Genomic DNA, 16,763 nt, shown 5'->3' on the forward strand with positions numbered 1-16,763 from the left:
TGAAAACTGCGGGCATCTTTCCGAACGCGCGCAGATATCAATATCCGCTAAAGGACAGCTATCCCCTGGGAGGAAAGAAAAATGAAAAAAACAAATATTGAGTGGACAAAAATACCTGTAGGTCGCAGGAGCTTTTTACAAGGTGCATCAATGCTTGGTTTAGCAGGTGCAACTGGTCTTGGCTTTTCTGGCAATGCGTTTGCTGATGGTGCAGTTTTAAAAACCAGAGCTTACGCGGACATGCGATCGTTGGATCCGGCTTTTTCACAAGGTGTTCCTGATGAAGAGATTCAAGCGCCGATCTATAACAAGCTCATTCAATACAAGTCTGGAAGTGAATGGGGCTGGCAGCTGGATGCAGCCGAGAGTATTGAACAGGTTGACGGTACGCATATCAATTTTACGCTGAAAGACAATATTGGTTTCACGAATGGCTTTGGTGCCATGACCGCTGAAGATGTGAAATATTCATTTGAGCGAATTATAGATGATAAACTGGAATCATCGAACAAACCTGACTGGAGCGCGCTGGATCACGTTGAAGTCACAGGTGAGCGCACAGGAACTATCGTGCTGAAGAATGCTTTCCAGCCTTTGTGGAGCATCACACTTCCCTATATTGCTGGTAACATTGTCTCTAAAAAGGCATTTGAATCTGTCGGTGGTAAAATCGATACCACGCCAGTGGCAACGTCGGGACCTTATATGCACAAGTCCTGGGTGCCAAAACAGAAAACAACGCTGGTTCGTAATCCAGATTGGAAAGGTGATCCGGCTGCTTTTGATGAAATTCAGATCTACCCAATTGATGATGAAAAAGCATCCGAAATCGCGTATGAAGCAAATTCAATTGATTTCACACGTGTAAGCCTTGATTCACTGGACAGGTTAAAATCATCCCCACCAGAAAACACGACAGTCGCGGAATTCCCGTCACTGTTTTATGTCTGGGTTGGAATGAACCTGAGCAATCCGAAGTTGGGTAATTTGAAGCTTCGCCAGGCAATTCAATACGCAATTGATGTTCCGTCTATTATGCAGGCATCCTATTTTGGCGGGGCGGCACCATCAACGGGCATTATTGCACCCGGCCTTTCCGGGCATCGCGATCAGTCTTTAACGGGGATTGCTGCGAACCTCGAAATGGCGCAAAAACTGATGGATGAGTCTGGTGAGAGTAATGTCTCGTTGACGATTGATATCCTGAACAAGTCAACGAATGTTACCACCGCGCAAATTATTCAGGCTAACCTTGCTGCAATTGGTATCTCGCTTGAGGTGCGTTTGCACGAAGGGGCAACCTTCTGGAATTTAGGTGGTAACGAAGATCTCGAATTGATTCTGAATCGTTTCTCAATGACGCCAGATCCTTACTATGCAACATCCTGGTTTATCACAGAACAAGCCGGAGTTTGGAACTGGGAACGTTTTGGCAGTGAAGAGTTTGATAAAATTCATACTGATGCCCAAGCCGAAAGCGATCCGGTCAAACGCAATCAGATGTACCAACGTGCGCAGGATCTGATGGAAGAGAGTGGGGCCTATAAGTTCATTACCCACGAGGCAACACCAAATATTTATCGCAATACAATCTCGCCAGCGCTAAGGCCGGATGGATTACCGCTCTACAGGTACTTCAGTAAGGCATAGTTTCCCTGAGGGCGGCGGCTGGTGGTTCTGTCGCTGCCCACTTTTTTGCGGTGATATTGTTGCTTTAAATTTCCTCGAAATACCTCTGGCATGAAAGACTGTTGAAATGCTGTCTTATATCTTAAGGCGAACTGGCTTGGCGCTTGTGATTACAGTGCTTGCAGTGTCGTTGCTCTTCGTAATTATTCATATGATTCCGGGTGATCCCGTCAGTACGATGCTGGGCCCTAAAGCATCCCCGGAATTACGGGCGGCTCTTGAAGAACGCATGGGTCTTAACGAACCTCTGTTGATTCAAATCGGGTTGTTTTTTGCCAATATGCTCAGGGGAGATTTGGGAATTGATGTTTTCTCCAATCGCCAGGTCACGGATATTGTTCTTGGGCAGGTACCCTATACGCTGACGCTTATTCTGACCTCGATAGGTTGGTCGGCGATTATTGGTATTGCGCTGGGCTGTTATTCCGCAGCAAACCGTAATTCTTTTGGTGATCGCTTAACCGGAGTTCTTTCAGTCAGCATGATTGCGGTGCCAGCATTTGTGGTTTCTCTGTATTCGCTTTTGTTTTTTGCCGTAACCTTGAAATGGTTCCCGGCAATTGGCGCCGGAGAACCCGGTGATTTTGGCGATCAGCTCTGGCATCTCGTTTTGCCTAGTCTGGCGATTGGTTTGTCATGGGTTGGGTACATTGCAAGGTTGGTCCGGGCCTCAATGCTTGAGATAATGGGTGAAGGTCATGTGCGCACAGCCCGTGCCTTTGGCTTACCGGAACGATGGATTACCTATCGCTATGCATTACGGCTTGCCATCCTGCCTACGGTAACCGTCATTGGTGTTGGTATGGGGTTTCTCTTATCAGCGGCTGTTTTTACAGAAATTGTCTTTTCCAGACCGGGCCTTGGCAAGTTGGTGATCGATTCAATAACCACGCGCAACTATCCCGTGGTTATGGGGTCTGTGCTGTTTTCTACTCTGATTTTCGTCGCTTCTACGACCTTGGCTGACATTATCAATGCGCTGCTCGATCCGCGTCTACGGTCTGCAAGATAGGATGGATATTGTGAATAAACCCGCTAAAAACAATTCAGAAATTGTAGAAATTTTTCGCCATCTTATCCGTGATCGACTGGGGCTTCTCGGATTGATTATCGTAATGCTTATTATCGGAAGTGCGTTATTCGCTCCTTTGATAGCACCCTATGATCCCGTTGCTTTGAATATTCCCGACCGTGTTCAAGGTCCCAGTTTTGTCCATCTGTTAGGGACAGACCAACTGGGAAGAGACACTTTTTCACGGGTCATATACGGTGGCAGAGTGGCTTTGCAGGTCGCCTTGCCGACAATAGCCGGGGCTTTATTCCTTGGTCTCGTGTTGGGAATGATAGCCGGATATGGTCCAAAGTGGCTGGACAATCTAATCCTGCTTTTCTTTGATACTGTACGCTCTTTCCCAACCGTTATGTTTGCTCTTGCTGTGGTGGCGCTTGTCGGGCCAAGCCTGAACACGGTTATCTTTGTGATTATGGCAACGTCAATTCCCACCTATGGGCGCGTTGTTCGCACCATGACCCTGTCTATTAAAACCAGTGAATTCATCATGGCAGAGCGCTCACTTGGTGCATCCACCTTTCGTATCATGTCAGTCCATATTCTGCCGAATGTATTGGGACCATTAGCCGTTTTGGCGGCGATGGATATTCCAACTGTTGTCGGTCTGGAAGCCGGATTGAGTTTTCTAGGGATGGGCGTAAAGCCACCGACACCATCGTGGGGATCTTTGTTAAATGATGGCTATTCCCTTATTCGCAACACACCCTGGTTGATTGTCGCCGGGGGGATCCCACTCATCCTGATTACACTCGGGTTTACCTTTTTGGGTGAAGCACTCCGGGATGTTGTTGATCCGAAACTACGTGGTCGTGGAGGTGCAAAATAATGCCAGATACGAACGTTCTTGATGTGAAAAATCTTTCCGTTTCCTATTCGACACCCCGTGGAGATCTAAAGGCCTTGCGTAATGTTTCCATGGCGATCGGACAGAAAAAAATTGTTGGCATTGTTGGGGAAAGCGGCTGCGGAAAATCAACCCTTATCTCGGCAATCATCCGGCTAATGGCAAATAATGCGACTGTTCATTCTGGTGAGATCTTGTTTCATAATAGTAACTTGCTTGATTTTAAAGAGCGGGAAATGCGCGCCTTGCGTGGCATCGATATTTCCATGGTTTTTCAGGACCCGATGCAAACCCACAACCCGGTTCTGACCATTGGTCAGCAGATGATTGATATCCAGTATCGGGACAAGCTATCAAAATCAAAAAAACGTCAACGAGCGGCAGAGATGTTGTCACTGGTTGGTATTCCTGATGCGCAGGCACGACTTAACCAGTATCCTTATGAATTTTCCGGGGGTATGCGCCAGCGGATTGCTATTGCGATGGCTTTGATGGCTAAACCTGATCTTTTGATTGCTGATGAACCGACAACAGCTCTGGATGCCACGCTTGAAGTGCAAATTATTAAACGCCTCGAAGAGCTCCAGGAAGAAATCGGGTGTTCCATCTTGTTTATTTCGCACCATCTTGGCGTAATTGCCGAGCTATGTGATGAAGTTGTTGTGATGTATGCGGGTGAAGTGGTCGAACAGGGATCTGTCAGAGATGTCTTTCATAGCCCTGCTCATCCCTATACAGCAGCTCTCTTGAAATGCGATCCCGGCCATATTAAGGAAAAAACCCGTAATTTACCAACTATTCCCGGTGAAATTCCTGATTTAGTCGATGTGCCCGCCGGATGTATTTTTCAAGATCGCTGTTCCAGGAAAGTTCCGCAATGTCAGGTCAAAAGACCTCTGTTTGAAGCTGTAAATGAACAGCATTCCGTCGCTTGTCACTTAAACAATAAAAATGCTGATGACTCAGACCATAAGGAGGCAAGAGGATGAGTACTCTTCTGGAAGTCGAAGATGTTTTTGTCAGGTTCGGTGTCCGAAACAAAAGCCTGTTCGGAAGCAGATTGAGTATTGATGCTGTCTCGGGTGTCAGTCTGTCAATTGAGGCAGGAAAAACCTATGGCATTGTTGGCGAAAGTGGATCTGGTAAAACAACATTGGCACAGGCAGTTGCTGGATTGCATCATGCCAGTGAAGGTTCAATTCGTTATGGAGATCAGGAACTAAGAGGCCTTCCCGAAGCTGAATTTCGTCCTCTGCGCAGTGAAATTGTTATGATGTTTCAAGATCCGATTGGTAGCCTTAGCCCACGTTTGAATATTAGGGCACTGATCACAGAGCCTTTTCGTATTCAGGGTATGAAAGGCAAAGACCTGGATGCAGAGGCAAATCGATTATTAAAAATGGTTGGTTTGCCCGCTGAATTTGCCAATCGCTATCCCTATCAAATTTCGGGTGGGCAGGCTCGGCGGGTCGGGGTTGCAAGGGCTTTGGCATTAGAGCCTAAACTGCTTATTGCAGATGAACCAACAGCAGGATTGGATGTATCTATCCAAGGGGAAATGCTCAATCTACTGGCTCGTCTTCAAGATGAATTGGGGCTGGCGATTATGATCATCACCCATAACCTGAATGTTGTGCGGCATATTACTGATAAGGTCGGGATTATGTATCTGGGGAAGCTCGTTGAAGAAGGGCCAACGGAAGAAGTCTTCGCTAATCCTCAGCACCCCTATACGTTGGCGTTATTAGCGGCAAATCCGGAACCTGATCCGGATGCAAAGCTAATGCGGGTAGAATTAAATGGTGAGCCGCCAAGTATTTTGCGACGCCCAACAGGCTGTGAGTTTCATAATCGCTGCCCCTTTGTACATTCTTCTTGTTCAACCGACATTCCCAAATGGACAAAAGCCGAAAGTGGCAGTTTTCATCGCTGTCACACGCCTAAAATTTGGGAAAACTCAGGTAATTAATATGCGTAATGTAAATAAGATATTTATGAACGGTCACATACAGACCGTTGATGATCACAACAGTGTTGTTGAGGCTGTCGGCATTACCGGCGACCGTATTATTGCCGTTGGTGATTTGACCTATGTGTTGGAAAGAATGCCATCTGATTCAGAGAAAAATGATCTCGAGGGTAAAACGCTGATCCCGGCGTTTATTGATCCTCATGGACATTTCCCTGATCCCGGTTTTATTGATTTGTTTCGGGTGGATCTCGCTTCGCCTCCTCGGGGGCAGTGCGTATGTCTGAAGGATGCTTTTCGATTGATTGCGGAAAAGGTTACCCAAACACCCAAAGGCGAGTGGGTGATGGGCGCTGCCTTGGATCATACGTCATTGTCAGAAGGGCGCATGCCTTACAAAGATGAACTGGATGCAATTTCCACAGAACATCCAATCTGGGTTATTCATGCATCGGGACATTGTGGGACCGCAAACTCAATGGCTCTGGAACTTCAAGGAATTAACGAGGATATACAGGATATTCTGGGTGGGCGCTTTCTTCGGGATAGGGCTGGCAGGCTTAATGGCCAGATCGAGGGAATTTCTGCAATGGGTGACATGGGAGATACGCATTTCCTGATCAACTCTGAGCGTTTTCGCGAAGGCTTTAATACCTGTCGTGATGAATACCTTAGCTATGGCGTTACTTTGGCGCAGAATGCCTGGGCGCCAACAGCCTTGCTGGAAATGTTTGCTGAAGTTGCCGCAGATGGTGATCCCGGTATTGATCTTGTGGTTTTACCGATTGCCGAAATTGAACCTGCATTTTCTACGAGCGGTTTAGGTGCTCGTTGGCCAGATAATCCGCACGTGAAGCTTGGGCCGCGAAAACTCTTTACCGACGGATCATTTCAAATGAGAACGGCCTATCTAACCGAACCGTTTTTTACGGCACAGGATGGTGGCGAACCTGATTGTGGGCTGCCCTATGTAGAGCGGGATGTTCTTTTTTCAGAAATCAAAAAATTGCATGATATGGGATATCAGATTCACACTCATTCCAACGGTGACGCGGGCAGTGATATGTTACTGGATGCCTTGGAAGCTGCTTTAGAAGATAATCCGAGGGGCGATCATCGGCACACCCTTATTCATGGGCAAGTTTTACGGGACGATCAATTGGCGCGCATGAAAAAACTTGGTGTAACCGTCAGCTTTTTCAGTGCACATATCTATTTCTGGGGCGATAAGCACTACACTGATTTTCTGGGGCCTGACCGTGCCAATAGAATTTCTCCGGCGGGATCCGCTGAACGGGCGGGTGTGCGTTATACGATCCATAATGATGCATCTGTGACACCTACGCGTCCTCTACATTTGATGCACTGTGCCGTAAATCGTCAAACATCATCGGGGCGCGTCCTTGGGGGAGATCAGCGAATTTCAGCCATAAGTGCCTTGCGGGCCCATACTATTGATGCAGCCTGGCAGGTATTTCAGGAAAAAGAACGTGGTTCAATCGAACCCGGAAAGTTGGCCGACCTTGCAATTTTGACTGATGATCCTATCGCCAATGCGGACCATCTGGATAAACTTAGTGTAGTGGAAACGATACGCAGAGGGAAAAGCGTTTGGAAAAAGACTGTTTAAAAGAGTTTTCTCTTACAACATAAGTTTTGTCGATAAATCTGCAAAGGCATCTTGAATTGAATGGGCGAGTTCTTGTTCGGTGTCGGAATTTTTGAGCCAGGGTGAAACGGCAAAATAGAAGTTGGTTTTTTGGTCGAACTCGTCAATTTCTCGCCAGACGAGGCCTGGATTTTTCTGACAAAAAAGCTCTGCAATCAGGATGTTACCGATGTAAAGAGCATTGAATTCTTCGGCCATCTGCATGGCGAGGGTTGAATAGGGCGTTTCCAACAGGTTCTGAATTTTCAATCCGTGACGACGCAGAATATCTCTATGTTCCTGATAGCAAGGATCGCCTTTGGAGACCGAGATCATTTTTTGCTGGTCGAGGTCGGTGGCAGAAATAATTTCCTTCTTAGCCAGCGGGTGATTTTTGGGTAGAACACAGACTTGTCTGGCCGCAATAAAAAGGTTGTTTTCAATACTGCTGTGATCCAAAGGCTTGGTCTGAAAAGCAACATCAGCACGATTGTCAATCAGAGCAGTAATTGATTCCTCTACCGAGGCAGAGGTGACCTGAAAATGCATACTGTTTTGTCGGGGTAGTTTTGTCAGTAGATGAGGCAAGACCAGAGAACAGTTGGAAAAAGAAGCGCAGATACGCAGTTGGCTGACTTCGCGGGTTTGTCCGCGCCGCCATTTACTGAATGTTTTATCGACGCCTGACAGCAATTCTTCTACATCTTCGAACAGGATTTTTGCGCGTTCGGTTGGGAAGACTCTGCCGTTTCGGCGAATGAAAAGATCGGTTTCAAAGATATTTTCGAGCCGCTGGATGTGCTGGCTTACAGAAGGTTGGGTGACGCCAAGTTCATTTGCCGCTTTTGTAATACTGCCACTTTCCATCACTACAGCAAAAGCTTCGAGTGATTTCAAATGGGCGAGCTTGCTGTCTTTATGTTTTACCATCTTTATGTTTTGCCATGGGGTTTTTCTGTTTGACTGCCATATTCGGGCGGATAGCAGAGTGAATATGTGTCAATTTTGTTTGTCTCGTTGCCAAATAAATTCATAACGGGCTATGCTATTAAAACTACCTATAGGTTCATAGTATTTTTTTATAAGGTTGATGGCAATCTTATAACTCTTTAGCCGTTAACCCCAGCGTGAATGTAATACCGATAAAAGATATTCTGTATGTTTTGTGAATAGGTTTTGTATTTACGTGTTGATGTGAAGTGTAGAGTTCATAAATAAAATCTATCAATCAATTTCTCTCCACTCACTTCAATAGACTATCCAAATAACTATCCGGTACTGTGAAGCACTGATCAATACTGGGCGGGAAATGTTAAAGATCGAAAGTAACATAAAGACAGGGAATAGTTTTATGTCCATGATTTCGAAAAAGCCATTTTTGGCCTTTGCGACCTCCTTACCCCTCTACGCATCCTCCATTTTGGGTGCATCCGTCATTCTTGGCAACACGGCTATGGCTCAGGAAGCTGTACAGCCGGAAGCGACCCATGCGGTTGTTGAAAAGCAGGCGGTAAAATCCAAAAAATTTATGGTGGCATCGGCCAATCCAATCGCAACCCAGGCAGGCTATGAAGTGTTGGAACGCGGCGGAACGGCTGCGGATGCGGCTGTTGCTGTGCAGTTGATGCTTAACCTTGTCGAGCCGCAAAGCTCTGGCATTGGTGGCGGTGCCTTTATGGTTTATTGGGATGCCAAAGACAAAAGCCTGACAACCTTTGATGGTCGCGAAAAAGCACCAATGGCAGCTACGCCAGACTATTGGTTGGGTGCTGATGGTCAGCCTGTTGGTTGGTTTGATGCGGTTGTCGGTGGTCGATCCGTCGGGGTGCCGGGCACGCTTAAGCTGATTGAAACCGTGCATCAGCGTTATGGTACTCAGGATTGGGCTGAGCTGATCGAACCAACCCGTGCACTGGCACAGGGCGGGTTTCAGGTTTCCCATCGCATGGCCAATTCCATTGCTAATGCCGTAGGTAAACGCAAGCTGGAAGCCATGCCCCATACACGGGCTTACTTTTTTGACAAGAACGGCGAGCCCCTAAAACAGGGCACATTATTACGTAACCCTGAATTTGCCGCAGCCCTTGCAATGATCCAGAAAGAAGGCTCCAAAGTCTTCTACGAAGGACAAATTGCCAAAGACATTGTCGAGGCCGTGAAGACCGAGGAAAACAGCGGCATTCTGACACTGGAAGATATGAAAGCCTATGAAGTTGTCGAACGCAAGCCTGCCTGTGCGCCTTATCGTGGGTATGAAGTCTGCGGCATGGGCCCGCCTTCATCTGGTGCCTTGACGGTTGGGCAAATTCTGTCCGTTCTGTCCAACTATGATCTTCCGGCAATGGGGGCGGGCGCAGAGAGTACCCACCTTTATCTGGAAGCGGCCAAGCTGGCCTATGCTGACCGTGGGCTTTACATGGCTGACAGTGATTTTGTGAAGATGCCTGAAGGCCTATTGGACCAGACCTATCTGAAGGAACGTGCAGGATTGATTGATCCGGCAAAAACCATGGGCAAGGCAGATGCAGGGACGCCGCCGTGGAAAGAAGCAAGCCGCTATGCGCCGGATACGCAACTGGAACGCCCGGGAACCAGCCACTTTTCGATTGTGGATGCCGAGGGTAATGTCATTTCCATGACCACAACCATTGAAACCGGTTTTGGGTCTCGTGTCATGAGTAACGGGTTCTTGCTGAATAACGAATTGACGGATTTCTCTCGTGCCCCGGAAGAAGACGGCAAACCGATTGCCAACCGTGTTGAAGGTGGAAAGCGCCCAAGATCATCCATGGCACCAACCATTGTTCTAAAAGACGGTAAACCTGTTCTTGCAATCGGATCACCCGGCGGATCGCGGATTATTAACTATGTGGCCCAATCCATTATTGGTATTTTGGACTTTGGCATGGACCCACAGGTTGCGATTAGCCAGCCCCATATCGTTAACCGCAATGGCGCTACAGATGTCGAAGAAGGCACGGATGCCGTTGCCATGATCCCTGCGTTAGAAGCCAAAGGTCACGAGATCAATGTTCGTGATCTTAATTCCGGCCTTCATGCAATCCAGATCTTTGACGGAGAGCTTGTGGGCGGCGCAGACACCCGCCGTGAAGGGACGGTTATGGGGGACTGATTAACACCGATTGATGAAATTGAATTGGCTTTGTGGCTGTTTGTCGTTGATGACTGATGATCACAAAGCCAATCGTGTTTATGGTCTTGTTTTAGCTGAGAGAGGGAGGCTATGGGTGCGTCATTTTTGTAAGCTGTTTCCCTGTTTAAAATAGAGTATTAGTCGTATGGTCGTTTAAATCATACGTTTAATTATACTGGGAAAGCCCTATGGATATTTTTTCACTGATCCCGGCCTTGGGGGGTGGTATATTAATTGGTATTGCTGCGATCGGGTTGATGTTGTTCAATGGCAGGATTGCCGGAATTAGTGGTATCCTAGGCGGTGTTTTTCCTTTCAATTCGAATGATACTTTGTGGCGTATAGCCTTCCTCGTCGGACTTGTCATTGCGCCTTTCTTCTATCGTGTTCTTGTCGGTCAAATACCGGAAATTACCTTCTCTGTTTCATGGCCGTTTCTTGCTCTTGGTGGCGTACTAGTCGGGATTGGTACTCAACTGGGAAGCGGCTGTACTAGCGGGCATGGTGTGTGTGGCATATCCCGTTTCTCTATTCGTTCCATCGTGGCAACGTTGATTTTTATGAGTACAGCAGCCTTGACCGTTTTCTTTGTTCGTCATGTTTGGGGAGCTTAATATGTTTAGGAAAATCATAAAACAGAGCTTTGTGGCTTTGATCGTGGGGGTAGTTTTTGGCCTGGGATTAATTGTATCCGGGATGGTAAATCCTGCAAAGATATTGGCTTTTCTGGATGTCGCCGGTGATTGGGATCCCAGCTTGGCATTTGTGATGGGCGGTGCCCTTATCACCACGGGGATTGGATACAGGTTGATATTTTTCCGAAAGCGCCCCGTTTTATCACCTGATTTTTTATTGCCTGTGAAAAAACAAATTGATAGCAAGCTTGTTATAGGTTCTGTTTTGTTTGGTCTTGGATGGGGAATAACCGGTCTTTGTCCGGGACCTGCGCTCACAGCACTTACAATAGGATCAACCGAAATTTATGTATTTTTGTTTTCAATGAGCGTCGGTATCTTTGGTTTTAAATTTGTGAAGCAATGCCTTGGCCATAGTTAGTTTACTTACTTTTGCTCGCTTTATTTGATGCCGCTTGGTGAATTAAAAATAACAACAATCTTATGGCCGCCTAACCGAGTTGCTGGCTGTTGATCAAGTATCAAGTTCTGGCGTTGGGCTATCTGTTTTACGATAGAAAGCCCCAAACCAGCGCCAGAGCCTGACTTTTTTCCAAGGCGATCAAACTTAGCAAAGCTGGCTTTAAAATCGCTTTTACTCATTCCGTCACCATTATCTTCGACACTGATGAATACTTTACCTTGTTCTGTATGCCCTAGCTCTACTGATATGAGTTTAGAGATGTTTGCCTTGGTATCGTCACTTGCATCCTTACTGACATATTTTCCGGAATATTTTATAGCATTCTCTATCAAGTTACCTAGTAGACTGTGGATTAGGGCACGATTGATTGTCTGGTTTAAATTGTCGGGTGAGATCAGTTCAATTTCACCGCCGCCTTCGTAAATTCGGGGCACAAAATCTGATATTACTGTTCGCGTAAAATCAACTAAGTCAGTGAGTTCACCTTCGTTTGCCCGAAGAGTAACACTTTCTGACCGTGCCAACTGTAATAGTTGTGATATCAACCTTGTGGCTCTTTCGGTTGCGGCGAGCATACCGCTAATTTGTTTTTTCACTTCCTCGGGAATGGTTTTGGGGTTGATGGCTTCGGCTTGTGTTCGCACAGCGGTTAATGGCGTGCGTAATTCATGTGCTGCGTTGGCGATAAAGTTTTGCTCTCGCCGAATTGTTTGATCCATTCGCGCAATGAGGTTGTTCAAAGCATCTTCTATTTCTCTTATTTCATATAAATCACTTCCCAATTCTATTGGTGAAAGCTGATTATGTTTTCGCGCACGAACGATTGTTGCCGCATGTTCCATTGGCTCGACAACCTGTTTAACAGTACGACGTGCAACAAGCAGAGAAATAACCCCAACAATCAAACCGATTGAAAAGACAAAGGCTGTTGTGATTAAAATTCCGAGAAAGACTTCTCCCTGCCAAGTGCCAACAATTACCTTTATGTTCTGTTCTTGATTATAAACACCGTATAGAGCCCAGTTATTATCAATTACCCCCCAAGGATGGTTTTTAGCTTGATATTTTAACTGACCTTCCATTGGTAAAGCCAACAGTTCATCGTCGGCAAGGTTTATCGTCGTATAGTGTATTTGTCCGTTTTTAATGATAACAATAAAATAGTCTGCAATACCAATGTCACTAGTTGTTTGGGTTAGCTGGCTATGGGTTTGTTTTATTGAATTTTCAGTTTTGTTGTAGGCACTTTCAAAGGCGAGGATCCGATGAGCGAGATGTGTGATTTGACCACGTTGAGCTTCGTTGAAGTATTGTGAACTGGCAAAGCCAATGAGGACTGTAGCGATAATCCAACCTGTCGCTAAATAAATCGACAATCGGCGGTAAAGTACATCCCTTATGGATAATGTGGGCACCTTTTCGAGCTCCTGTTTATTTCGCAATCATGTCTTATGTTAATACTTACTTTTTAGGCGACATATACCCAATGCCCCGAACAGTTTTAATTATGTCAGAACCGAGCCTGCGGCGAATTTGGGAAATATAAACTTCGAGCGTGTTGCTTTCGGCATCACCGTCCCAGCCATAGAGTTTCTCACCCAGCTCGGCACGTGTAAGCACCCGACCACTATTATTGACAAGCGTGAGTAGTAGGTTGAAAATTTTTGGCGTGAATTCGATAACTTCTGTTCCCTTGCGAACAGTCATACCGGAAATATCTATTTCAATATCACCATAGATAACAGTTTTCTGTGCCTTGGCTGTTTTTCTTCTGGAAAGCGCACGAACCCGGGCAAGAAGCTCTTCCATAACAAAAGGTTTGGTCAGATAGTCATCTGCATTGGCATCCAGACCTTTAACCCTGTCTGTGATGCTATCCCGCGCTGTGAGAATAAGCACAGGTGTGTTGGCTCCGAGATGGCGCAAATTTTCAAGAATTGTCATGCCATCTTCGCCGGGAAGACCTAGATCGAGAATAATGACTGTGAAATCATCATATTCTTCTGCTGAGCTCAAGGATATACCTTCTTCCAGCCAGTCAACGGTATAGCCTTCTTGCTGAAGCCGGCGTTTCAAGCCATCACCAATGGCAGGGTCATCTTCGTAGATTAATATACGCATATCGAAGGTTCAGGTCGTTTTCAGGTTCACTTCATATTCAGAGTCTAATGTGTCTTTACCCTGTTATTAAACACGAGTTTAAAGAATATGAAAGTACATAAATCACGTTCATTTCCCTTGGTTTTGGGGATGATGACGGCTGCCCTTTTTACTGTAAATTCTGCCCTTTCGGACGAAGTGACGATCCCTACTAATTCAGATGTCTGGGATTTAGAACTCGGTGCTGTTGGAGGCTTCTCTCCGGATTATGAAGGATCAGATGATTATGAGTTGATGGGACTGCCGTATGTTCATGCCGCTTGGAAAGATACTATTGTCTTGACTACCCGGGATGGCGGCCCAGGGCTTTACCTTCAACATGAGATTTGGGATGATTTCTCTGTCAGAGGTGGTGTTCGATATGAATTTGGTCGTGATGAAAATGATAACGATAACGATGCACTGGAAGGGCTTGGGGATCTGGATGTGGGCGCGGTGGCTGTCGGAGCGCTTGCTTATGAGTACGGACCCGTTGAGTTTTCTGCAGAGTTGGCGAGTGATCTAACGGGAGATCGAGAAGGTACCCGAGCGACATTGGCTGCTGATTATCGGATGATGGTGTTAGAGAACAAGGGACGCTTTTCCTTTGGTCCTTCAATTACTTGGGCTGATGATAATTACATGGAAAATACTTTTGGGATCAGTGGAGCTCAAGCCGCAGCCTCTCGTAATAATTATGCGGTTTATAATGCAGAGAGCGGTATAAAAGATGTTGGCCTGAATGCCAGTTTTTCCTATGCCCTTACTGAAAATGTCTCTGTTCTTGCCACTGGGGGATACTCCCGATTGTTGGGGGATGCGGCGGACAGTCCAATCGTTGATGATGAAGGATCTGCCAACCAATTTAGTAGTATGCTGGGCCTCGTTTATCGTTGGTGATATAATCGAGCCTTTTCTTAGGCTCGATTTTTTATAACAAGGTTTGTCTTGGAATGATTGACAGGTTAACAGTTAACAAACCTGTAAATTGAATGTGATGGGTAGTTTATAATCAGAAAGCTTATGTAAGGTATTCACCGTTAGGAGAGTATCTTATGTTGATATATCGTTCAAACCTGATCAGAAGTTTCACCATTCGTGTTTTTGCAAGTGTCCTTTTGGGTGTGCTGCCGTTAAAGGCAGCTTATGCCTTTCAGGATACGGGTAATTCCAGCTATTCTCTGTCTGGGTATTCAGGAGAATCCTCGCGCTCTAATGTTGCCTTTAAAAAATCAGGGCAAGTAATTATTGGCTATGGATATCGCAAGCCACATCGCCAACATTCGTATTATGGTCAGCATCATAAAACGCATAAGAAAGCTCATCACTATAACAAGCACTATTCAGCCAGCAGACATCATCACTATAAAAAGAAGCCATACGGCATTCATTCAAAATCTGGTGGTAAAAGGCATTATCAACCAAATCATTCGCACAGACATTTTAAATACAAAAGAAATAGGCATCATTTTTCACGCCACTATTCCAAGTCGCATCATAAGCGCAAACACCATCGTTATTACGGAAAGTCAAAAAGACATCATTATGTAAAGTGAAGTGTTTTGTTTAGGTTAAGATTAATCGTACCATTTATTGGGATAAACAAGCCGGAGCTCTGTTAGCGAGATCCGGTTTTTGTTTTCGTTATGTATGCATCTGGTAGCTTCGTTGAAGGGGTCGTGCTGATTAATATCACATTACCAAGCTATCATTTGATCCTGGATCATCTTTTCTCGCTGGCTTATATTTTTGTGCTATTTAACGGCTTTATAGAAATGTAATTTCTATCTCGGAGTTTTAAAAGAAGATTGAACATGTCACGTCCAAAACTGGTGCCTGAATTACTCTGTTCTGATTTGGAAGTAAGCCTTGATTTTTATGTGAACATTATTGGCTTTAGAGTTCTTTATGACCGACCAGAAAATCGTTTCGCTTATCTAGAAATGGGCGGGGTCGAAATGATGCTGGATGAAACCCCGGAAATCAGCAGTGATGAGGGGGATTGGTGGACTGCTAGAGCAACAAAGCCCTATGGACGTGGTGTGAATTTCATGATTGAGGTCGCTGATGTTCATGCCATTCATGATCGCTTAAAACGCCTGAGGTGGCCTTTGTTCCGGCCAATGGAAGACCAATGGTATCGGGCGGGTGAAAGTAAAGTGGGGAACCGTGAATTTCTTGTCCAGGATCCGGATGGATATCTGTTGCGATTTTTCACAAGCCTTGGCGACAGGGATGTTGTCGACAGTCTGTCGGAATCCTGAACATGGCAGAGCATGATGCGTTAAACGATTGTTGTAGAAAAGGGGGCATTTGCTCCCTTTTTTAGTTTTTGTTGAAAGTGGTTAGAGCTAGAGATCATTTTATCTTTTGAGGTAAATGTTTTAGATGTTGATTTTTTAGGATGCGTGTCCTAATATTAATTAAGACGCTTGTCCTAACTTTGAAATTGATACTCAGAAATGAAGAAACAAAAAACGCGAGACCATATTGTTGAAGCAGCGGATCAGCTATTTTATCAACAGGGGTATGAGCACACATCCTTTACGGATATATCCGATGCTGTGCAGATTTCGCGCGGTAATTTCTATTACCACTTCAAAACCAAGGACGATATTCTCGACGCTGTGATCAGTGCGCGTATGGATAAGACCCGCAAGATGCTGGCCCAGTGGGAACTGGACGGATCAACGCCGCAGGGTCGCATCGAATGCTTTATCCGAATTTTGATTACCAATCGGGATAAAATTCTGAATTATGGGTGCCCCGTTGGCACCCTGACAACTGAACTGGCAAAGTTGAACCATGCCTCAAGGGAAGAGGCAAATGCTCTGTTCACTCTTTTCCGCACTTGGTTGGAGGAACAATTTATTTTGCTCGGTCGTTCAAAAGATGCGGATGATCTGGCGATGCATTTGCTTGCCAGATCTCAAGGGGTTGCGACTTTGGCAAGTGCTTTTCACGATGCGAAATTCATTGATCAGGAAGTTGCACAGATGTGCGACTGGCTCAATGCTTATATGCCTAAAGAATAATGCTGATGATCAGGCACAGGATCTGTTGGTGGTGAACTGAACAGGCGCAAGTACAATTCGGAAAATGAAAATAAGTTCCGAAGATTTTAAACAGAAGTTGTTATCACAAGGAAAA

The 16,763-nt window shown here is 45.7% G+C and carries 16 protein-coding genes; 13 read left to right on the forward strand and 3 right to left on the reverse strand.

All coding sequences use genetic code 11. The features are described from left to right. The first annotated feature begins 81 nt into the window (after nt 1–81). The 6 genes from WH96_RS04430 to WH96_RS04455 all read left to right on the forward strand — a co-directional run bounded on the left by WH96_RS04430 (nt 82) and on the right by WH96_RS04455 (nt 7,204). Entirely contained in the window at nt 82–1,650 is a 1,569-nt protein-coding gene (locus WH96_RS04430) for an ABC transporter substrate-binding protein (protein ID WP_047762933.1), read from the forward strand. Between the two features lie 106 nt (nt 1,651–1,756). Next, nucleotides 1,757–2,701, forward strand: a complete 945-nt coding sequence (locus tag WH96_RS04435) for an ABC transporter permease (RefSeq protein ID WP_047762934.1) — start codon at nt 1,757–1,759, stop codon at nt 2,699–2,701. 10 nt (nt 2,702–2,711) lie between these two features. After that, nucleotides 2,712–3,587, forward strand: coding sequence for an ABC transporter permease (locus tag WH96_RS04440; RefSeq protein WP_204248119.1), 876 nt, complete (start codon nt 2,712–2,714; stop codon nt 3,585–3,587). Continuing rightward, nucleotides 3,587–4,594 (forward strand): ABC transporter ATP-binding protein, encoded by a 1,008-nt coding sequence (locus WH96_RS04445; RefSeq protein ID WP_047762936.1) that lies wholly within the window; start codon nt 3,587–3,589, stop codon nt 4,592–4,594. The genes WH96_RS04440 and WH96_RS04445 overlap by 1 nt, the downstream gene beginning before the upstream one ends. Beyond that, a complete protein-coding gene (locus tag WH96_RS04450; RefSeq protein WP_047762937.1) occupies nt 4,591–5,574 on the forward strand; it encodes an oligopeptide/dipeptide ABC transporter ATP-binding protein in 984 nt (327 codons plus the stop codon). Before WH96_RS04445 ends, WH96_RS04450 begins: the two co-directional genes overlap by 4 nt. A gap of 1 nt (nt 5,575) precedes the next feature. Continuing rightward, entirely contained in the window at nt 5,576–7,204 is a 1,629-nt protein-coding gene (locus tag WH96_RS04455; RefSeq protein ID WP_053005680.1) for an amidohydrolase, read from the forward strand. 12 nt (nt 7,205–7,216) lie between these two features. Here WH96_RS04455 and WH96_RS04460 read toward each other — a convergent pair whose 3' ends face one another. Then, nucleotides 7,217–8,152, reverse strand: a complete 936-nt coding sequence (locus tag WH96_RS04460; RefSeq protein ID WP_047762938.1) for a LysR family transcriptional regulator — start codon at nt 8,150–8,152, stop codon at nt 7,217–7,219. A gap of 421 nt (nt 8,153–8,573) precedes the next feature. Between WH96_RS04460 and ggt the strand changes: the two genes are divergently transcribed. The 3 genes from ggt (at nt 8,574) to WH96_RS04475 (ending at nt 11,432) form a co-directional block, all read left to right on the forward strand. Further along, the gene (ggt, locus tag WH96_RS04465; protein WP_245629439.1) at nt 8,574–10,355 is read left to right on the forward strand and encodes a gamma-glutamyltransferase; all 1,782 of its coding nucleotides are present in this window, start codon (nt 8,574–8,576) and stop codon (nt 10,353–10,355) included. Nucleotides 10,356–10,564: 209 nt separating this feature from the next. Next, nucleotides 10,565–10,990, forward strand: coding sequence for a YeeE/YedE family protein (locus WH96_RS04470; RefSeq protein ID WP_047762939.1), 426 nt, complete (start codon nt 10,565–10,567; stop codon nt 10,988–10,990). Nucleotide 10,991: 1 nt separating this feature from the next. After that, the gene (locus WH96_RS04475) at nt 10,992–11,432 is read left to right on the forward strand and encodes a YeeE/YedE family protein (protein WP_047762940.1); all 441 of its coding nucleotides are present in this window, start codon (nt 10,992–10,994) and stop codon (nt 11,430–11,432) included. A gap of 20 nt (nt 11,433–11,452) precedes the next feature. On the opposite strand, the gene WH96_RS04480 is transcribed toward WH96_RS04475, so the two are convergent. Next, entirely contained in the window at nt 11,453–12,889 is a 1,437-nt protein-coding gene (locus tag WH96_RS04480) for a sensor histidine kinase (RefSeq protein ID WP_156176694.1), read from the reverse strand. Between the two features lie 46 nt (nt 12,890–12,935). Beyond that, nucleotides 12,936–13,595 carry a response regulator gene (locus WH96_RS04485; RefSeq protein WP_047762942.1) on the reverse strand — a complete coding sequence of 220 codons (660 nt, stop codon included), beginning with the start codon at nt 13,593–13,595 and terminating at the stop codon, nt 12,936–12,938. Nucleotides 13,596–13,682: 87 nt separating this feature from the next. Here WH96_RS04485 and WH96_RS04490 point away from each other — a divergent pair, with 87 nt between their 5' ends. The 4 genes from WH96_RS04490 (at nt 13,683) to WH96_RS04505 (ending at nt 16,648) form a co-directional block, all read left to right on the forward strand. After that, nucleotides 13,683–14,513 (forward strand): MipA/OmpV family protein, encoded by an 831-nt coding sequence (locus WH96_RS04490; protein ID WP_047762943.1) that lies wholly within the window; start codon nt 13,683–13,685, stop codon nt 14,511–14,513. A gap of 348 nt (nt 14,514–14,861) precedes the next feature. Further along, a complete protein-coding gene (locus WH96_RS04495; RefSeq protein ID WP_156176695.1) occupies nt 14,862–15,164 on the forward strand; it encodes a hypothetical protein in 303 nt (100 codons plus the stop codon). Between the two features lie 263 nt (nt 15,165–15,427). Then, complete coding sequence (locus WH96_RS04500) at nt 15,428–15,877, forward strand: bleomycin resistance protein (RefSeq protein ID WP_047762945.1); 450 nt, start codon at nt 15,428–15,430, stop codon at nt 15,875–15,877. Between the two features lie 198 nt (nt 15,878–16,075). Next, the gene (locus WH96_RS04505) at nt 16,076–16,648 is read left to right on the forward strand and encodes a TetR/AcrR family transcriptional regulator (protein ID WP_047762946.1); all 573 of its coding nucleotides are present in this window, start codon (nt 16,076–16,078) and stop codon (nt 16,646–16,648) included. The last annotated feature ends 115 nt before the right edge of the window (nt 16,649–16,763 follow it).

The organism is Kiloniella spongiae (genome assembly GCF_001026905.1).
Taxonomy (GTDB): domain Bacteria; phylum Pseudomonadota; class Alphaproteobacteria; order Kiloniellales; family Kiloniellaceae; genus Kiloniella; species Kiloniella spongiae.

Bases quoted from the DNA above. Each gene is read 5' to 3' on its own strand.
- WH96_RS04435 (WP_047762934.1), top strand. From the start codon at position 1,757: ATGCTGTCTTATATCTTAAGGCGAACTGGCTTGGCGCTTGTGATTACA.
- WH96_RS04485 (WP_047762942.1), bottom strand. From the start codon at position 13,595: ATGCGTATATTAATCTACGAAGATGACCCTGCCATTGGTGATGGCTTG.
- WH96_RS04430 (WP_047762933.1), top strand. From the start codon at position 82: ATGAAAAAAACAAATATTGAGTGGACAAAAATACCTGTAGGTCGCAGG.
- WH96_RS04490 (WP_047762943.1), top strand. From the start codon at position 13,683: ATGAAAGTACATAAATCACGTTCATTTCCCTTGGTTTTGGGGATGATG.
- WH96_RS04455 (WP_053005680.1), top strand. From the start codon at position 5,576: ATGCGTAATGTAAATAAGATATTTATGAACGGTCACATACAGACCGTT.
- WH96_RS04470 (WP_047762939.1), top strand. From the start codon at position 10,565: ATGGATATTTTTTCACTGATCCCGGCCTTGGGGGGTGGTATATTAATT.
- WH96_RS04445 (WP_047762936.1), top strand. From the start codon at position 3,587: ATGCCAGATACGAACGTTCTTGATGTGAAAAATCTTTCCGTTTCCTAT.
- WH96_RS04450 (WP_047762937.1), top strand. From the start codon at position 4,591: ATGAGTACTCTTCTGGAAGTCGAAGATGTTTTTGTCAGGTTCGGTGTC.
- WH96_RS04460 (WP_047762938.1), bottom strand. From the start codon at position 8,152: ATGGTAAAACATAAAGACAGCAAGCTCGCCCATTTGAAATCACTCGAA.
- WH96_RS04500 (WP_047762945.1), top strand. From the start codon at position 15,428: ATGTCACGTCCAAAACTGGTGCCTGAATTACTCTGTTCTGATTTGGAA.
- WH96_RS04505 (WP_047762946.1), top strand. From the start codon at position 16,076: ATGAAGAAACAAAAAACGCGAGACCATATTGTTGAAGCAGCGGATCAG.
- ggt (WP_245629439.1), top strand. From the start codon at position 8,574: ATGTCCATGATTTCGAAAAAGCCATTTTTGGCCTTTGCGACCTCCTTA.
- WH96_RS04475 (WP_047762940.1), top strand. From the start codon at position 10,992: ATGTTTAGGAAAATCATAAAACAGAGCTTTGTGGCTTTGATCGTGGGG.